Here is an 18,274-nt window from a genome sequence, read left to right on the forward strand (position 1 = left end):
AAAATAGGAATGACGGGGTTGTGTCATTCCTATTTTCATGTCCTCATTATTCTTTTTACGATTAAATTTTCACATCATTATAAAATGCGCTATCCTCAAATTTCTTCACAACATATGGACAAATCGCCTTCATCTTGTAATCGTGGGCGCGCGCATACTCTACCGCCTCATTCAATAATTTTCCAGCGATACCTTGCCCACGCAACACTTCATCTGTATGCGTTCCAGTCATTTGCATCACGTTATCCTCAACATACCATTCAATACGCGCAACACTTTTCCCTTGCTGGAATAATTCATAACCTTTTTCTGTCAATTCAAATTCCATAGTAATCACCTCATAATTACTATACCCACTTTTCGTCTAATGAAAAAAGAAGCCGGGACAAAACAGTTCATGTTCCTTTTTTAGCGTTCGCCACAAAAAACCAGAACCGCGCCACAGCACGATTCCGGTTTTTCTTATGCTCATCTGAGATAGTATTTTTACACTTATGTCCCAGCCTCTTTCTACCTTTTCACTAAACGGGGAGTTTTGTGTTAACTATATTATAAAAAAGGTTTACCATAAGTGCAAATTTTTTTAACAGCTTGCTTGCTGTAATGGCGTTAAATCAATTTCAAACCCTAATTGCTCTAACATTTTTTTATCATCATCGCCAGGTTGGCCATCTGTCGTTAAATAATCACCAAGGAAAATTGAATTAGCCGGGTATAAACCGAGTGGTTGCATATGCCCTAAATTAACTTCTCGACCACCCGAAACGCGAATCTCTTTCGTCGGATTAATGAAGCGGAATAATGCTAATACTTTTAAACAGTAACGTGGGTTCAGTTCGTTTATGCCTTCTAGTGGCGTACCGTCAATGGCATTTAAAAAGTTAACCGGAATCGAGTCTGCATCTAATGCATGCAAACTACGTGCCATATCCACCACATCTTGCTTTGTTTCCTTCATTCCAACAATGACACCTGAACATGGCGAAATTCCGGCTTCTTTTGCACGTTCAACCGTTTGTACACGATCGTCGTATGTATGTGATGTTGTAATATTCGTATGATTACGAGCAGACGTATTAATATTATGATTATAGCGATCTACTCCAGCCTCTTTTAACCGTTGTGCTTGTTCAGGCTTTAAAATTCCTAAACACGCGCAGACTGTCATTTCAGGATGGTGCTCCTTAATTTCCTTCACTGAATCTACTACAATATCAATTTCTTGATTACGCGGACCACGGCCACTTGCCACAATACAATAGGTCCCAACTTGTAGTGATGCCGCGCGATTCGCCCCATCAATAATTTCTTGTTGTTTCATCATTGGGTATTTTTCAATCGGTGCTGTTGATACAATCGATTGCGAACAGTACCCACAATTTTCTGGACATAAGCCCGATTTCGTATTAATAATCATATTCAGCTTTACTTTATTCCCATAATAATGGTAGCGGATACGATAGGCAGCATCTAATACAGCTAATAGCTCGGTATCTGGACTTTCTAAAATAGCCAATGCTTCTTCATCTGTTATCACATAACCATCGATAACTCGTTGTGCTAATTGTTGATAATTCATGTTAGTTTCCCACCTTTTTAGTTTCCCACCTTTATAACGTGTCGTAATCGAAATGCAAATAAACCAGCTAGTATAGCCAACACAATATCTTTCGGTAGCGGCGGCAACATCCACGCCCACGCCATCCAATAACTAAAACCTTCCGGTGCAGCAGCCCATAATTTATAGGCGGCATACAACCAATTTGTACCAAGTAAATAACTAATCATCATAGCGACAAGTCCTGCTGCAACATACATTGCTTTTGTTGAACGTACTTCAATCATTTTTCCAGCGATGTAGGCCGACAAAATAAAAACAATAATAAAGCCAAACGTAGGACTCAATAATTGACTAATGCCGCCGCTAAAACGTGCAAAAACAGGTGCCCCTGCTAAGCCGACACACGCATAAACAGCTACCGCAATCGCCCCGCGTTTACTACCGAGCACAAGTCCTGCTAATATTGCAAAAAATGCTTGCAATGTAATGGGCACCCCTCCGACTACCATAAATGGCATAAATGATGTAATGTTTGCCCCTATCATCATCAATGCCGCAAACATGCCACAATACACAACATCATACGCAGTAAATCGTGCACGTACCCTTGTGTATGTCGTCATCTCTTTCCCCCCTCTCAACTATGAACGTTTTTTACTATAATCCATCCATTTATTTTAGTCAACATTTTTTATTTTTAAGTTAACTCTTATGTAGCATCATTCATAAACGCTCGAACAACGCAGGCGCTATCGTGCGGCCCAGCACAATTTTTTTAAATTGGAAACAGCCAAGAAACTTTATCAACAAATATTGTCATTGTAATCACTTGCGATTCTTATCAAAAATCGTTAGAATTAAATAATTGTTAACGCATTTGTCAATGTATAGTCAGTTGGATTCCAGCTGACTTTTTCTATGAATAAAAAATGACTAATGAAGGAGGGTTTGGATGGGTTCTTTAGATTTAGAAATGTACTTTGAACACCTTGTTTTAGCGAATGAGCTGAATGCTTGGCGTTTGCATGATTTAGAAGAGTTTAAGCTTTATACATGCGCAGATGATCTAGCGATTCAACGCGACCTCGCACACAATGCGGTGTTATACATGGATGAACGATTACTCATGCCCGAACAGGAAGATCTCACGCTTCTTCCTCTTTACGAGCAAGCTTACTTAGAAACACTTGAAAAGCATTGCCAAGTTTTAGCACATTATAAAACGACAGCTGACGATGGCACACCATTTTATCAAGTATCAATCGCTCTAGCTGTATCAGAAACAGAATCAATTGCAAATATTGTCGACGAAGCGGCTGCACTACGTCACTTTATTCGCACTGAGATGTTGTACACATTCCGTCGCGCAAAAATTCGTCATAACAATAGCACGAAAAAATTATGCTGAATAAAATAAAGCAATTGTTATACCATAAGCAGGAATGGCGTCATAACGCGATTCCTGTTTTCATTTTACATAAAAAAGTTAACTAATTAACTTATATACATATAAATTTGTTTACATTTTTACAGAAAGAAGGACTAGTAAATGGCATATGAAGGCTTTGTACTTGATTTTAGTGAAACCATCCATGTTTTGAGTGCATTTCATCGTGATTTAGATGACTTACCAATTTCACCAGAAGAAAAATTCCGTCTCTTAAAAGAACTCGATCGAAACCCTTACGTTCCAAATGGCGCACTACTTCAAACTGCAGCACAATTTGATTTTTTAGAACAAGCATTGCGCGCAGCACAAAGAAATAAATAAAGAGACTGGGACAAAACACGTCATTTTCCTTTTTTAGCGTTCGCAACGAAAAACCGGAACCGCGCCACAGCGCGATTCCGGTTTTTCTTATGCTCATATGAGAAATGCTTTCTACACGTATGTCCCAGCCTCTTTATTTAAAAATATATTTTCCACGTCCCTGCTGTTTTGCTTCATATACACAACGATCCGCACGCTTGAACAATGCCTCAAATGTTTCGTCATGAGCGCTTTCTACAACGCCCATACTAATCGATACTGTACAAATAAATTCTTCCTCTACTATTTTAAGTTGCGACAAACTTGTAAAAACCTCATAACATTGTTCAGCGTTTTCCATAATCATCACAAACTCATCGCCCCCGTAACGGCTAAGGAAATTAGGTGGTTGCAGTTTACTTTGTACGTTTTCTACAATCTTTTTAAGCACGTAATCTCCCATTAAATGTCCATACGTATCATTAATATTTTTGAAAAAATCACAATCAAATACAGCCATATATACCTTTTGTTTTTCTCGCAATAATGCATTTACTTCTTTTGCTAAATAATGTCTGTTATAACAATTAGTCAGTGCATCTCGTTCTGCCCTTTCTCGTAATTCAGTCGCTTTTCGCTTTGCTAGCTCTTCATTTAAATTTTCTTCTAATTCCTTTTCTAACACCGCTGCTAAACGCTTATACGCATCTGCAAGCCACGAAAGCTCCCCCGCACGCTCTGCAATCGCCACATACTGTTCAATTGTATGCCGTTCAAGTGAGGTCATGGTTGTCTGTTTTAGTAAAAGCAAATGACGATGAATCCATTCATATGCTCGTCTTAACTGATTCGTTTTACAATAATACTCCGTCACATTGAAATAAAAATTACACACTTGTCTAATCGCTCTCTGCTCTTGTACTAGTGGATGTTGTTGACCATTCTCCAATGCCTCTTTAAAAAGAATATTATCATCTAACGCAACTGCAATCTGACATTGTAGCGAGTAAATATTTAAAATAAAAGCATTCTCACACGATAACTTGGGAATATAATGCATCATTTTTTGCAATTCTTCATATGCTTCTAAAACGAAATCCTGCTTCATTAATAAATCAATATATAATGTTCGTTGGCTAAAATAAGCCGTATAGTTTCTATGTTCTAAAGCATACTGAGAGCCTTCATACATGTATCGTTTTGCCTCATTTTCTTCACCTAAAATAGTATATTGCACAGATAAAAGTGGATAATAATCACTTAATATTTTTTCTACTTGATACTTCTCGCATAGCATTTCATATTCACTCAGCATTTGAAAAGCTCTCGTAACCTCCCCTAAGTTATAAGCACCTAACATTTGTTGCGTAAAACATTTCATCGCATCTGCAAATTCTTCAATGGCTATAAAAGCAGCAAATAATGTTTCAAATTTAGGCATCGATTCTGCTATTTTCCCATTATGAACGTCTGACCGTAGACTCTCAAATTGCGCCTTTAATGCTGCTAATGTTTCCATATTCATCCCTCACTTATCCCTATTTCTTTTTTCTTTTTCCTAATTCAAAAAAAATGAAACTTTCTTGAATCTCATGCGTATAAGTAAGAGACTAGTATTTAGGCTAGCACATTTCCATTTCATTAAGGACGGTGAAGTTTTTTATGGGTATCAATCTTCAAAAAGGCCAACGTGTTGACTTAACAAAAGGCAATGCAGGTCTTAGCAAAGTACAAGTAGGCCTAGGCTGGGACCCTGCTGAAAATAAAAGCAGCGGTGGTTTTCTAGGTGGTTTATTTGGCGGCGGTAATAAGGGAAGCAATGTCGACTGTGACGCTTCTGTTATTATGTTAAAAGACGATCATGTTAAATCTAAAGAGGATGTTGTCTTTTTCGGAAACTTACGTAGTAAAGATGGTTCCGTTCAACATTCAGGTGACAACTTAACAGGTGCTGGTGACGGCGACGATGAAGTAATTTCAATCAATTTACAAGCGATTCCTGCAGAATTCAATCGCCTTGTATTCGTTGTAAACATCTATGATGCTGTCAATCGAAAACAACATTTCGGCATGATTCAAAACGCATATATCCGCGTATTTAATGCAAACAACCATGAAGAATTAATTCGTTACAACCTATCAGATGATTATTCTGGTAAAACGACTCTAGTGACAGGTGAAATTTATCGTCATGGCACAGAGTGGAAATTTGCTGCACTTGGCAATGGCACAACAGATGCTAACTTAAGCGCTGTTGTAGCAAGTTATCAATAAGGAGGAAACAAATATTATGGGTATTTCATTACAAAAAGGTCAAAAAGTAGATTTAACAAAAGGTAATCCTGGGTTATCAAACATCGTAGTAGGTTTAGGCTGGGATACAAATAAATATGATGGCGGACAAGATTTTGATTTAGATTCTTCTGTCTTCTTACTTAACGATGCAAGCAAAGTAGACGATCCTGCTAACTTTATCTTCTATAACAATACAGTTGGTGGTAATGGTTCAGTAGAACACTCTGGCGATAACTTAACTGGTGACGGCGATGGCGACGATGAAACAGTAAAAGTGGCACTTAGCAATGTCCCACAAAATATTAGCCGCATCGCATTCACTGTAACAATTCACGATGCAGAATCTCGTGGTCAAAACTTCGGTATGGTTTCAAACTCATTTATCCGTATCGTAGACGCTGCTTCAAACGAAGAATTAATTCGCTATGACTTAGGTGAAGATTTCTCAATCGAAACAGCAATCGTTGTAGGTGAACTTTACCGCCACGGTAGCGAATGGAAATTCAATGCTGTAGGCGCTGGCTACCAAGGTGGATTAGCTGCACTAGCAACTGATTACGGTCTAGATGTAAACTAATTAACCAAACGCATAGGACATATTGTCTGCGCATAACACACTGAGAAACCGCGCAACCGCGCGGTTTCTTTGTCTTTACATAGGTAGAATCTCAAAATCTCATTTTTATGCGCGATGTGCACACTATTTGGATTCTATTTCCACTATTCTCATAAAAATGCGGTGTCTACCCAATAAAAAGATTAAAGCTATCCGTATGTGGTACAGTAGAAGAAGCAATAAAGGGGGCCTGAAACAATGAATCAACTAAAGATTACACCTCTTCCATGGAAAGACACTGATGACTGGCTTAATTATTTCCTATTAGCTAGCACAGAGCGCCCTCGCTATAGTCTAACCGAGCAAAATCTCACATTTGAGCGTGTTGCTGTACGCGTTCTCGGTGTTCCATTGGACGATGTCGAGTACTTTAACACGTTGTATGAATGGCATACAGCGAGTGATGTACATGTATTGAGTGAAGAGTTGAATAAACAAATACAAAATGAAGATTTCCAACTACTTCAAAACATTTTGCAACAACATAAAGAATTACCTAAAGGCTTATCAATTAATCGTCTCGTTGCGATGATGTATGGTGCGAAACTTATCCCACAACACAAAAATCCACAAATGAATCGTCATTTACAAACGACACTGATTCGAGTCATCGAAACATTTCAACAACAGCAAGCACAAGGATTACTATCTAATGATTTTCGTCGCTTCTTAATCGACTTAGTCAAATGGATGAAAAATCACTGGATTGTGTGGATGAAAGATGCTACACCACAAACACCCTTTCCAAAAGTCGTGTGGTATGGTGATACGACGCAAAGCCAGCGATATTTTTTATTATTATTAATGTGGCTTGGCTGTGATGTTTTACTCTTCCATCCAGCCGGAAAAGATGATTTTCAACCACTTGATCCACATAATGAAGAATCAACCGTATATCGTTACGGTGATACAGCTCCTATGCAACCGTTTCCAACGCAAATAAGAGAAGTTCAAGCAACGGTCGGTTATCGTTCTACACAGCAGCTAGAACGTCTTATAGAGGACGAACATGGTGTTTATCGCCCCTGGCAGTATCAAAACTATGAACCACATAATGTCATGTTGCAACATACCTATGATGACATTTTCATTTATGCTAAAGAGCCCGCTATGATGCGCCCAGGCTTTAAAGCACAAAAACCAACTATCTACATTCCCAATATTTTTGCAAAAGTAAACGGGATGTCACGTGATAAACAGGATTACTGGGAAAAGATGCATGCGCTTGTTGAACTACCTAACACTTTACTTATTCAGCAATTCCCATACGCAAAAGAATCAAAAGCCAATTTCCAATTTCATTACGATAAGAGCCTTGTCGGAGGAAATTTAGATAGTGAGCGAATGATGGGGACAAGTTGGTGGCAATATAAAGAGCTCTCCCCTGAAATTCAAGTAGCCATTGCACGTATTATTATTGATTGCTGTGAGAACCCAAGCATTCAAAAAATAAATGGCGAAAAAGAGCGAGACCTTGCCATTACCACATTAAAGCAATTATCGATGGTACCAAAAGAGATTCTACGCTTTATGCAAAGCTTTGATTACGCTCAACAGCTACCTAAAATCGTTGTTTTCTATGATGAATCACTTGGGCATTTAACCCGAGCAGACGCCATATTATTTAGTTTCTTAAACCGTTTTGGCTTTGATATTATTTTCTATACCCCAACCGGTAAACAAGATATTGAAAATTACTTAGAACCATCTATTTATACCATTCACCGACTCGAAGAAATGGTCTTTGATGTCCACTATGAACAACCTACTAAAACACAATCATTTATTCATAAAATTCGTAAACGTTTTTTTGACTAAGGAGGAAATTATATGTCAGAGTTAATTCCATTACAAAAAGAAGGTCTAACAGAGCAAACAGCTAATGAAACACGTTTAGCACTTCGAAACGATCCAGAGGTAGCATCTATTATCAAAGCAGTTGATTGGCGTGATGCTAACGATATCTTAACTTTAGGTAAAGAGCCATCTCAGGAGCTATCACGTTTTACAGATAAAATTCTACATTCTATGACATTATCAAAACTAGATGATTCAAGTGATTTACTAAAACAACTTGAAAAAGTCATGAACAAATTTGATAAAGATGAGATTTTGAAAGAGCCTAGCTTCTTTGGTAAACTATTTAATCGCGCTAAGAAAAGCATTGATTCTTTATTTGCTAAATACACATCACTTGGTGGTGAAATTGATAAAATTCATCAGCAATTTATGATTATTGAAGATGAATTAAAGAAAAACAACGTCGATTTAGAAGGCCTTTATCAAGAAGATATTCAATACTACTTAAATCTTGAAAAATATGCTGTTGCAGCTGAAATGAAGCTAGAAGAACTTCGTCAACAAGATATTCCTAAACTTGAAACACAAGTAGCTGCTGGTAATCAAATGGCACGTATTCAACTAGAAAATCTTCGTACAGCCGAAGAAATTCTAGACCGTAAAGTTGACGATTTAGAAAAAGCACGTATGGTTGCTGTTATTGCAGCTCCTCAAATTAAAACCATTCAACGTGGTAATAATGATTTAATCGCTAAAATTAATAGCGCCTTTGTAACAACGATTCCAATCTTTAAAATGGGCATCATTAATGCTGTCAATGCCAAACGTCAAAAGCTTCATGCAGATTCAATTAACGCCTTTGAAGATCGAGCTAATGAAATGCTCCGTGAAACAACAAAAGACATTATGAATCAAAGTGTAGATATTGCACGCAGAACCGGTACATCAAGCATTAAAATGGATACCATTGAAGATATGTGGGATACCATTACTAAAGGTATTGATGAATACAAACAGGTAAAAGATGAACAAGTTATCCAACGTCAACAAGACCGTAAACGTCTAGAAGAAATTCGCAATGAAGCAAAAGATGTATTTAGTGGTCAATAAATAATTCTTTTAAGCACAGTGATTATGTAATTGCTGTGCTTTTTCTATGCCTAGATATAGATATGTAATGGCATTGTGGACCATTTATTAAATTCATTTTTAGTTGCTGTAATTCCTCAATAAATGATGTGCGTGCTAAAGAAACATCGCATGCTTCTACGGCATGGATGTATGTTGTTAAAAAAGCTAGGTATTGTTTTTTAGTATGTTTTTTCTTGCTTAAATAAAGTGACACCATTTCAGCATTAAAAAGAGTGCGTGTTGTAAAACCAGTCATCGCATTACGGCCTTTACCAAAAGTACGCGTTAACACAATGTTAGAATGCTTTAGAAGCTTGTTTAAAGTACTTTTAGGGATTCCTAGAGTTTTACATAGCTCTCGCTGAGTTGTCCATAAAAATCCATCTTGATGTGGTTGAGCTTCGATATATGTGATTAGATCTTGCTCCCATTCACTTAAATGGCTACGCGTACGAGCTGCACGTTCTTTTTTATGCTTATACCAGCCTTTATAGTTTACATACGGTTTTACGTTTGTATACGCTTCTGTTAATTGCTCAATATAAAAACGCTCAGGACCTTGGTAACGCCCACTATAGGCAGATTTCATAATGGCATGAAATTCACGTGCAGACAATGGTTTGAGAAGCTGTGCATTAAATGAGCCTAATGTGCACATTGCATCTGAAAATGAGATTTGATCAGCATAGCATGCTAGCGCCAGTGTGAATAATGTATTATTACGTCCTAAAACTCCTTTTCCACCATGAATATCAGGTGTTTGTAGCAGCGCTTTAAACCACTCTTGTTGTGTTAAGGATTGGCGTTGTGAGTTGTTTGACACGAAAAATGAGATTGTGTCATCCTCTTGCTGTTGCGACCAATTGATTAATTGAGAAATATCATATGTATGTGTCAAATCTACCCACAGCACATTTTCTTTTGTAGGCATGCGGAAAAAACCAAAATCATTGCAAAAGATATCTGCACCTACACAAGTAAGACTTTTCTTGAGTTGTGCAGCTATTTTTTTAGCCACAGCTAATCCAACCCCTCCTTTTTTCAAATGAAGCGGCTTACTTAAAATAAAATAAAGTTGATAGCCTCTTGTCGATTCTAGTAACAGTGTCGGTGTACCAATACTATCGTCCAAGCAAGCAAGTAAAATTTCTTGAGGAGAATAATTTTTTGTATCAATATCGATTACAAATGTATTCACTTGTAAAAGGTTTTGTTCTTCGAAGCCCTTTACATATTCTTTATAGCGATTCGTATAGCGATATTGTAAATAAGGATTCGGCGTAAAATGTGAGTAGTTATTTACACGTGAACATAATTGTTTTTTCGATGTAATAATATCTCCTTGTACTCCGTAAGCTGTTTGCAAATGTTCCTTTTGTTTAACGGCAAAAATACCGCCTTGTCGATTTGGTGTTTTCTCCATATTTTGTGCTGTTCGTAAGCTATCATGAAAGAGTGTATTAATAAAATCTTCAAAATGAAATTGCATAGGTATCCTCCTCTCGCTATTGTTAAATTATTATAAGCGAAAAAAAGGTTACTTTTTACACTATCTCATTTTTTGAAACCGTGATAAACGCTGTCATATCAAGTGTTACAGCGTTTTTTGAACAGTGATTCAGTTGTCAAAGTGTGCAACATACTACCGCAAAAATGAGATTTTGAGATTTTTAGTTTATATAAAAAATGCCGATTTGAGTTGTCAATAAAAGATTTTATACATATAACAAAAAATTTATTGGGTAGATGCAACCGCTTAAAATGATTTATTGGGTAGATGCAACCGCTAATTTTAATGGAATAAAAGACCATTTTTTATTGTTTTACAATAAAAAACAGCAAAAATAGCTTAATTTATTGGGTAGATGCAACTCAAAAAAATTTTATAGGGTGTATCCACTTTTTGTGAAAAAAAGTGAGAGCAAAATAGCACATAAAAGGCATCTTTTTTATAAAAATAGTTGATTTTTTTGATTTATTGGGTAGATGCAACACTTAAAATGAGATTGCATGTAAAAAATGAGATTATAGAAAAACATTGATAAATCAGTATGTTCAAGAATTGTCAGAATATTTTATTGGGTAGATGCAACACTTAAAATGAGATTTTCAGCGCTTTATTGGGTAGATACAACCGCTATTTATTGAGCAGATAGAGCAAAAACATAAGATTTAATAAGAAAAAGAGTTTATTGGGCACAATATGCACGATAATGATATTTAATAGAATGCTTATATAGCAGGCTTTCTTTAGCAATTAATTAAATTTATTGGGTAGATGAGGTATAAAAATGAGATTATGTAGATAAACAAGGAGAAGTATTGGGCACAACTTGCAATAAGAGTGGTTAATCGATATTTTATGTGCCCGATAATTTATTGGGCACATATTACATAAAAATGAGATTATAAGATTTTACAATGGAGTTTTGATATACTTTTAATAAATATGAGAATAAAGGAGGCTGTATCCCCTATGGATTATTCAGCGATGCTTGATAATGTATATTTAACGAAGGATTTACAACCACTCGCAATTTGTGAAGCGGTACAGCCGTTATATATTGACGAATTTGAGCATGTAGCAGAATGGACAACTGATGTGATGATGATGCAACAAGAAGATGATTATAAGCCATCAAAAAGTTTTCAAAAACTTTTAAATTTTGTGCAGCTCATCATGCTCGATAATCGGGCATTTCGAAAAATTGATTTGCGTGAAAAACTAGCGGATGATACTCAACGTCATTTATTAGACCAAGTTATGCGCCCAGTTTTAGAAGAGGGTATTAAGCCAAAACCAGTTAAAAAGAAAAAGACTACGCCACCCAAAAAAGAACCAAAAGTAAAAAAACAAGAACTTGATAATGTCAAACAGCCCTCCCCTTCTAAGCCCTTTGATGATTTTATAATTGTTGAGCATAAGCCAGAGGAGCAGTTATCACTTGATATGCCAGATATTGGAACTGAACAAATTGTATCGGCAATAAAAGATCAGGAATATTTAATTACAAACTCTAGCCATAGTTATCAAGCTTTGCGTGATTTAGTAACAAAAAAAGATTTTGAGGAAAATGAAGATGGAGATTTACAAAAGGAAATTGTTGTAGATGGTGTGAAGCAAGGGACTGCGGAAATTCGTACAGATGAAGAAATCCAGCGATTACCAGCGGATACATTAGAAAAACAACGTATTTGGTTTTCACTCTTAGAATCAACGAATTCCGCTTTAGATGAACTATCTGCTGACTTATTTGATTTAATTGCATTTTCTTGGATGAAACAGCCTAAAAATGATTATGGCTATATTCATTTTGACAGTGACCAAGCATTACGATTAAAATTCGAAGACCCTTATGAAAAGTCATTCCGTGTACGAGAAAAAGAGCGGTTTGATATTATGCAGCGTGTTGCGACACTTGCATCTGTTTGGATTGCGATGGATAATGATGATTTCATTGTTATCAACCCAGAAACAGAAGATATTGACCGCCAAAATTATGAATTTGCAGATTTCCATCCATTATTCCAAATAGGCTCAATTGAGATGGCATATGACAAAAAAACAAAAAAGCAAAAGGGATTTATTCAGTGACCATTAAACCCTCACCTTTAATCGACCGATTGTTAATTCATAATGACCAAGCATTTGCCTATTTAGATTATAAGGTATTTCAATACAATTATTATAAACATCGTCAGCATAAGCGGTTAGTGCGCTTTCTAAATTCGGAATGGAAAAACCAACGTAATTCAGAGGCATCAACCTTCCGTGTAGGACATCTAATTGAAATTATGGATTTTGGGAAAAATAGTGTACACGGGGCACGTTTGCGTGAGCGTGTAGAAAGAGTGCTAGATGATTTACTAAATGATGAAGTGATTAAATCTTGGAAGTATACAGAGCCATTTGAAGAAGTTGAAACGGCAAAACGATTATGGTATTTACATGTGTGGGAAAAACTAGATATTTCTATCACGCCCCCAGATCAACTTGTTGTAGAAAACAAACGTATTGCAGAATTGAAATTAGCTTCTAAAGTAATTGATGTTCCGCATGAGCCCGTTGAAGAAGTCGAAGAATTATCTTTAATGGAGAAAGTAGCATTTATTATTGAAGAACGAAGTATTACGATTAAGGTGGCAGCAGCAGAGGCGAATGTTTCCTACAGTACATTACATCGGTATTTAAAAAATCCACCGAAAAAGATTTCAATAAAAAATAGGAAGCCATTAGAAGCTTATTGTGAAAAATGGTTCTCACTTGTACAAATGAATCATAATAGTTAATAAGTAAAAATGTTTACAAGTAAACTCCGTTCGTTTGAACGGAGTTTCTTCTATAATATAGAGTTTTAAATGTAGGCAAATTTATAGGAAAATGAAATAAGAATTGCTAGTATAGAGATATCTTGTGAAAGTAGAAAGAAGGTCATAATATGAAATTAAGCATACTAGATCAAATCCCTATTGCTAAGGGAATGACGGCACAACAGGCGCTACATAATAGTGTAGCTTTAGCGAAGCATGCAGATGACCTAGGCTATGAGCGTTTCTGGCTGGCAGAACATCATAACACACGTACATTAGCAAGTAGCGCACCAGAAATTACCGCAACATATATTGCAGCACAAACAAATCGTATTCATGTAGGAACTGGTGGCATCATGATGATGCATTATTCTGCACTGAAGATTGCGGAGCAGTTTAATACGTTAAGTGCTTTTGCGCCAGGGAGAGTTGACTTAGGTTTAGGTCGTGCTCCGGGCGGAGACTATGCAGCAACGTATGCTTTGGCACAAGGGAAGCGACCTTTTGTAGATGAACAATATAATAAATTAATGGCTATCCAGCAATTGATGGCAGGAGAAAGAGCCGATGATCAAGCATATACAAATGTAATAACAACACCAGCTAAAGTTCCATTAGCTAGTATGTGGTTACTAGGCTCTACTGGACAAAGTGCAGCAAAAGCTGCAGATTACGGTGTAGGTTATTCATTTGCACAATTTTTTAATGGGCAAGCAACAAAGGAGATTTTTGATTTATACCGTGAACGATTTATTCCATCTGATTTTATGAAAGAGCCTCAAATTATTGTTAGTTATGCGGCAACAGTAGCTGATACAAAAGAGGAAGCAGAATACCGTGCGAAATCAATTGATATCTCTAGACTACAGTTGATGCGTGGTGAACCGCAACAAGCACTTACGCCAGAAGAAGCTCAAAATTATCCATTGTCGGAAATGGACTTAGCCACAATTGAACAAAACCGTAAATTACATTTAGTAGGTACTAAAGAACAAGTAGCTGAACAATTGCTAGCAGACCAACACTTATATGGTTTTGATGAAGCTATGATTAATTCAAATCAATCTACTTTTGAACATCGATTAGAAAGTTATCGTTTATTAGCGGAAGCACTTATTGATTAAAAGCTGAAATAAAAAAGACATCGTCAATAATTATTGACGATGTCTTTTTTAGAGTAAGTTAAGTTGCATAAGGCATGCTTCATTTTATGCGGGAGAAAAAAGATTAGTAGAAACAGTTTAAATGAATGTTCCACGTGAAACATTCATTTAAATATGTAATCATGTAAACATTTTTACTATTTTATTTATTTACTATTTTCATGTATAATAAATAACAACTATAGTATAAGGAGGGTTTTTAGTGACAAGAATTATTACGTTTGCAAACTTTAAAGGCGGTACAGGAAAAACAACAAATGCTGTCCTTTTCGCATATACACTTGCAAAACAAGGTTATAAAGTGTTAGTTGTTGATAAAGATCCACAAGCAAATGCGACAACATTTTTATTAAAAACGTATATGACTGAACGTGAGGAAACACCAGTTATTTCAAATTATATGTTAGATGGTGTAAAAGCTGGCGATTTAGCTACAACAATTTTTACGATTCACGATAATCTAGATTTAATTCCCAATACGCCAACATTCCACTTATATCCTAAATTCTTACAAAAGAAATTTCCGGGTATGACAGACCAGGCTGAGCGTGAACGAATTTTCTACTTCCGTGAATTATTAAAATCAATTCAAGACGAGTATGATTTTATTTTAATTGATGTTCCGCCGACTATTTCAGATATTACAGATGCAGCTCTTGCAGCAACTGATTATGTCGTATTGGTTTTACAAACGCAGGAAGCATCATTAGATGGTGCAGAAGTATTTATTAATTATTTACAAGATCTACTAGATGAAGATAAAGCACAATTAGAGATTGTTGGTATTTTACCGGTAATTTTAAAAGCAGATTCGCGTGTAGAACAAGCAACGATGCAAAATGCAATTGCTATTTTTGGTGAAGAAAATCTTTTTGAGCACCGTGTGAAAACAATGGAGCGTATTAAACGTTTTAACTCAGTAGGGATTACAAATGATGATATGCATGATCACCGTGTACATAATTTGTATGATGAAATTGTCGATGAGTTTATTAAACGTATTGTGGAAATTGAGGAGGATTAATGATGGCAAAAAAATCATTATTACGTCATGATCGAGCATTACCTGATCATTTAAAATATAATAAAGATGAAGTAAGTGAAGAAATTAAAAGTGTAAAATCTGTTCAACATAAAGCAGCGATGCTACGTGTTGATGAAGAGACGAAAAATCGCATTTCAAATTTAGTGAAAGTATGTGAATTTAAAAGTGCGAATGAATTAGTAAATGATATGATTGATTCATATATGAAGTCATTAGATGATGAACAGCGTCAAGATGTAGAAGTAATGAATCGTATTTTAAATAAGTAAAAATGTTTACAAATATACATGTGTAATTATATTAATGGATAGTTAGAATGAATTAATAACTAAGTACGCCAAAGTTAGTTAATTAGAGAATAACTTTGGCATACATAAAAACCCGTTCAAAAAGTTAATGGCTTTTTGAACGGGTTTTATAATGTAAAAATGTAAACATTTTTACGTGTTTATTTTTAAAGTACGAATAATAGCTAATTAATAATACCTCTAAATTTTCCCACAAGAAACGCAACGACGATCTGGATCATCTTCTCCATAAATACGGAGTTCTTTTACGACACCACAGCTTTCACATTGTCCCATTGAAATTTGTGGAAGAATACCCTGGCGTGCTAAAGGCAGCCATTCGGTCATATACATCTCGTAGGTCATGCCATAGTCAATTAACATAAGTTTGCCTTCTTTATTTAATGCGTAATTACTACTATCAAAAATATCATAACAATCCATTTCATCTTTTAAAAGATGAATGGCTTGTTTTAATGAATCTGTTACACGTGGGTCTGTTTCAAAATCGATTGCATAATTTCCAAGGTCAGCTGGAACAGGACGATAATAAGGCTGGACACATATTTGTTCATCCATGTGTAAAACAGGTGCAATATTGGCATGTAAGTTTTCTTTATATAAATGTTCATACATTTTTTGTTCTAGATAGCTTTGTTTCTTTCCAAGCGGATGTAAAAATGTTTTAACGACAAACTGGTCAAAGCGATCCACTTTACGTGTAGATCCTAAGCCAATAAATTTTCCTACGGTTTTGGGGGTTACGTGTAATAGTTGAATCATAGCTAACCAGCTCCTTCAATCATTTTATAATTAAATCTATTATATAACAGAATACAAAAAAATCAAGTAGTTATAGAACAAAAATAAGTGTAAAATGAGAATATTTCAGTTTTAAGTAGTTAAAACAATATAAAAAGAGCTACACAGTGTGTGCAGCTCTGATATATAACAGATTGTTTATTCGTAGCTGAATTGCCATTCTATATCGTATTTATCTCGTATTGACCCATAAAGAGGACTAAAGAAAGTTTCTTGCAAATCCATTAAAATGTCACCCTCTTTAGAGAGATTAGTAAATGCTTGACGCATAAATTCTTTATTATTTGAAATAATGGCCAATGTAATATTATTACCAATTGAGGCAGGTGCGTCGCTAAATGTATCAGAGAACATAATTTTTTCTCCAGCCACTGATACATACCCATGCATTACTCGATTTTTAGCATCCATCGGTATTGGATGCTCAGGGTTTTCAGGTGCCTCGCCAAATGTCATAATAGATGTATCGTTACTTTGGAAAGCATTGGCGTAAAAAGTGATAGCTTCTGTTGCCTCGCCATTAAAAATTAAATAAGGTGTAATCAATGGAATTTCCTCCTTAAAGATAATATGGTATTGTTATTCCCTTTTGACAAAAAAATACTCTATGAAGGTGATAAAAATGGATACAACAAATATGACGGAACAGCAATTCATTGAATGGTATCAAGCGAATGAAAAAGGAAAATATGAAACACCTAGCATGACAACCGATATGATTATTTTTACGAATCAACATGAGAAACTTCAACTATTACTAATTCAAAGAAAGCAACATCCTTTTAAGCAAAGTTGGGCTTTTCCAGGCGGTTTTGTTGATATGGACGAAGATTTAGATACTGCAGCTCTGCGTGAGTTGCAAGAAGAAACTGGACTTCAACAAATTTATGCAACACAGCTATATACATGGTCAGATGTAAATCGTGACCCTCGGATGCGCGTAATTAGCGCATCTTATTTAGCACTTGTAAATCGAGAGGCTTTATTGGCAGCAAAAGCAGCTGATGATGCAGCTGACGTAGCTCTTTTTACGATTGAACTTCCTGTTGTGAAAAAATATGTAGGAACACAGCGTATAATGTTACGCTTAAGTCATCCACAGAAAGGAACGTTGTCAGCTGAGCTGGATATTACGTATACACAAGTTGGAAAGCAATTACATGAAAAAATAAATATTGTTGAACAACAAAATATCGCATTTGATCATGCTAAAGCAATTGTCTATGCAATTTTACGTATGCGAGAAAGGGCACAAACTTCACCATTAGCACTTGAATTGTTACCAGAAACATTTTCGTTTGAACAACTCAAACAAGCGTATGCGGCAATTATGAATGAGCAATTAGCTAAATCAACTATCTTACAGTACGTTGAAAAGATAAATAAGGATATGTATCAATTTAAACAAGTTTAAATGTTTACAAATTTACTTGTTGATAAAATATTCTTATAAGAACCAATAAATAAACCCCCGTATGCTAGCGAATAACGTT

The 18,274-nt window shown here is 35.8% G+C and carries 19 protein-coding genes; 12 read left to right on the top strand and 7 right to left on the bottom strand.

Annotated features, from left to right (window positions below):
* Nucleotides 1-61 precede the first annotated feature (61 nt).
* The 3 genes from KTHG_RS11495 to KTHG_RS11505 all read right to left on the bottom strand — a co-directional run bounded on the left by KTHG_RS11495 (nt 62) and on the right by KTHG_RS11505 (nt 2,184).
* Complete coding sequence (locus KTHG_RS11495) at nt 62-328, bottom strand: GNAT family N-acetyltransferase (RefSeq protein ID WP_139993704.1); 267 nt, start codon at nt 326-328, stop codon at nt 62-64.
* 255 nt (nt 329-583) lie between these two features.
* Nucleotides 584-1,579, bottom strand: coding sequence for a biotin synthase BioB (gene bioB / locus KTHG_RS11500; protein ID WP_126991549.1), 996 nt, complete (start codon nt 1,577-1,579; stop codon nt 584-586).
* Between the two features lie 17 nt (nt 1,580-1,596).
* A complete protein-coding gene (locus KTHG_RS11505) occupies nt 1,597-2,184 on the bottom strand; it encodes a biotin transporter BioY (RefSeq protein ID WP_029500246.1) in 588 nt (195 codons plus the stop codon).
* Nucleotides 2,185-2,513: 329 nt separating this feature from the next.
* On the opposite strand from KTHG_RS11505, the gene KTHG_RS11510 reads away from it, so the two are divergent.
* Nucleotides 2,514-2,969, top strand: a complete 456-nt coding sequence (locus tag KTHG_RS11510; RefSeq protein WP_139993706.1) for a hypothetical protein — start codon at nt 2,514-2,516, stop codon at nt 2,967-2,969.
* Between the two features lie 141 nt (nt 2,970-3,110).
* Nucleotides 3,111-3,332, top strand: a complete 222-nt coding sequence (locus tag KTHG_RS11515) for a hypothetical protein (protein ID WP_139993708.1) — start codon at nt 3,111-3,113, stop codon at nt 3,330-3,332.
* Nucleotides 3,333-3,465: 133 nt separating this feature from the next.
* Here KTHG_RS11515 and KTHG_RS11520 read toward each other — a convergent pair whose 3' ends face one another.
* Nucleotides 3,466-4,830: a GGDEF domain-containing protein gene (locus KTHG_RS11520; protein ID WP_186439572.1), complete on the bottom strand. Its 1,365-nt coding sequence runs from the start codon at nt 4,828-4,830 to the stop codon at nt 3,466-3,468.
* A 143-nt stretch (nt 4,831-4,973) separates the two neighbouring features.
* On the opposite strand from KTHG_RS11520, the gene KTHG_RS11525 reads away from it, so the two are divergent.
* From KTHG_RS11525 to KTHG_RS11540, 4 genes are all read left to right on the top strand, one after another.
* Nucleotides 4,974-5,585: a TerD family protein gene (locus KTHG_RS11525; RefSeq protein WP_126991548.1), complete on the top strand. Its 612-nt coding sequence runs from the start codon at nt 4,974-4,976 to the stop codon at nt 5,583-5,585.
* A gap of 16 nt (nt 5,586-5,601) precedes the next feature.
* Complete coding sequence (locus tag KTHG_RS11530) at nt 5,602-6,183, top strand: TerD family protein (protein ID WP_126991547.1); 582 nt, start codon at nt 5,602-5,604, stop codon at nt 6,181-6,183.
* A gap of 237 nt (nt 6,184-6,420) precedes the next feature.
* Nucleotides 6,421-8,040, top strand: coding sequence for a YceG family protein (locus tag KTHG_RS11535; protein WP_139993712.1), 1,620 nt, complete (start codon nt 6,421-6,423; stop codon nt 8,038-8,040).
* Nucleotides 8,041-8,052: 12 nt separating this feature from the next.
* On the top strand, nt 8,053-9,132 hold the full coding sequence (locus tag KTHG_RS11540) for a toxic anion resistance protein (RefSeq protein WP_139993714.1): 1,080 nt from the start codon (nt 8,053-8,055) through the stop codon (nt 9,130-9,132).
* A 22-nt stretch (nt 9,133-9,154) separates the two neighbouring features.
* Here the strand turns inward: KTHG_RS11540 and KTHG_RS11545 are convergent, their stop codons facing one another.
* Nucleotides 9,155-10,642: a primase C-terminal domain-containing protein gene (locus KTHG_RS11545; protein WP_139993716.1), complete on the bottom strand. Its 1,488-nt coding sequence runs from the start codon at nt 10,640-10,642 to the stop codon at nt 9,155-9,157.
* A 987-nt stretch (nt 10,643-11,629) separates the two neighbouring features.
* Here KTHG_RS11545 and KTHG_RS21880 point away from each other — a divergent pair.
* The 5 genes from KTHG_RS21880 (at nt 11,630) to KTHG_RS11565 (ending at nt 15,941) form a co-directional block, all read left to right on the top strand.
* Nucleotides 11,630-12,748 (top strand): hypothetical protein, encoded by a 1,119-nt coding sequence (locus tag KTHG_RS21880; protein WP_255512444.1) that lies wholly within the window; start codon nt 11,630-11,632, stop codon nt 12,746-12,748.
* Nucleotides 12,745-13,443: a hypothetical protein gene (locus tag KTHG_RS21885; protein ID WP_255512445.1), complete on the top strand. Its 699-nt coding sequence runs from the start codon at nt 12,745-12,747 to the stop codon at nt 13,441-13,443. The genes KTHG_RS21880 and KTHG_RS21885 overlap by 4 nt, the downstream gene beginning before the upstream one ends.
* Nucleotides 13,444-13,592: 149 nt before the next feature.
* A complete protein-coding gene (locus KTHG_RS11555) occupies nt 13,593-14,588 on the top strand; it encodes an LLM class flavin-dependent oxidoreductase (RefSeq protein WP_126991542.1) in 996 nt (331 codons plus the stop codon).
* A gap of 241 nt (nt 14,589-14,829) precedes the next feature.
* Nucleotides 14,830-15,651: a ParA family protein gene (locus KTHG_RS11560; protein ID WP_126991541.1), complete on the top strand. Its 822-nt coding sequence runs from the start codon at nt 14,830-14,832 to the stop codon at nt 15,649-15,651.
* Between the two features lie 2 nt (nt 15,652-15,653).
* Nucleotides 15,654-15,941 carry a DUF5388 domain-containing protein gene (locus tag KTHG_RS11565; protein ID WP_126991540.1) on the top strand — a complete coding sequence of 96 codons (288 nt, stop codon included), beginning with the start codon at nt 15,654-15,656 and terminating at the stop codon, nt 15,939-15,941.
* A gap of 219 nt (nt 15,942-16,160) precedes the next feature.
* On the opposite strand, the gene KTHG_RS11570 is transcribed toward KTHG_RS11565, so the two are convergent.
* On the bottom strand, nt 16,161-16,742 hold the full coding sequence (locus KTHG_RS11570) for a hypothetical protein (RefSeq protein ID WP_139993718.1): 582 nt from the start codon (nt 16,740-16,742) through the stop codon (nt 16,161-16,163).
* 177 nt (nt 16,743-16,919) lie between these two features.
* The gene (locus tag KTHG_RS11575; RefSeq protein ID WP_139993720.1) at nt 16,920-17,327 is read right to left on the bottom strand and encodes a VOC family protein; all 408 of its coding nucleotides are present in this window, start codon (nt 17,325-17,327) and stop codon (nt 16,920-16,922) included.
* A 76-nt stretch (nt 17,328-17,403) separates the two neighbouring features.
* On the opposite strand from KTHG_RS11575, the gene KTHG_RS11580 reads away from it, so the two are divergent.
* Nucleotides 17,404-18,195, top strand: coding sequence for an NUDIX hydrolase (locus KTHG_RS11580; protein ID WP_186439573.1), 792 nt, complete (start codon nt 17,404-17,406; stop codon nt 18,193-18,195).
* Nucleotides 18,196-18,274 lie beyond the last annotated feature (79 nt).

The sequence above is a fragment of the Kurthia sp. Dielmo genome, from assembly GCF_000307285.2.
Taxonomy (GTDB): Bacteria; Bacillota; Bacilli; order Bacillales_A; family Planococcaceae; genus Kurthia; species Kurthia populi.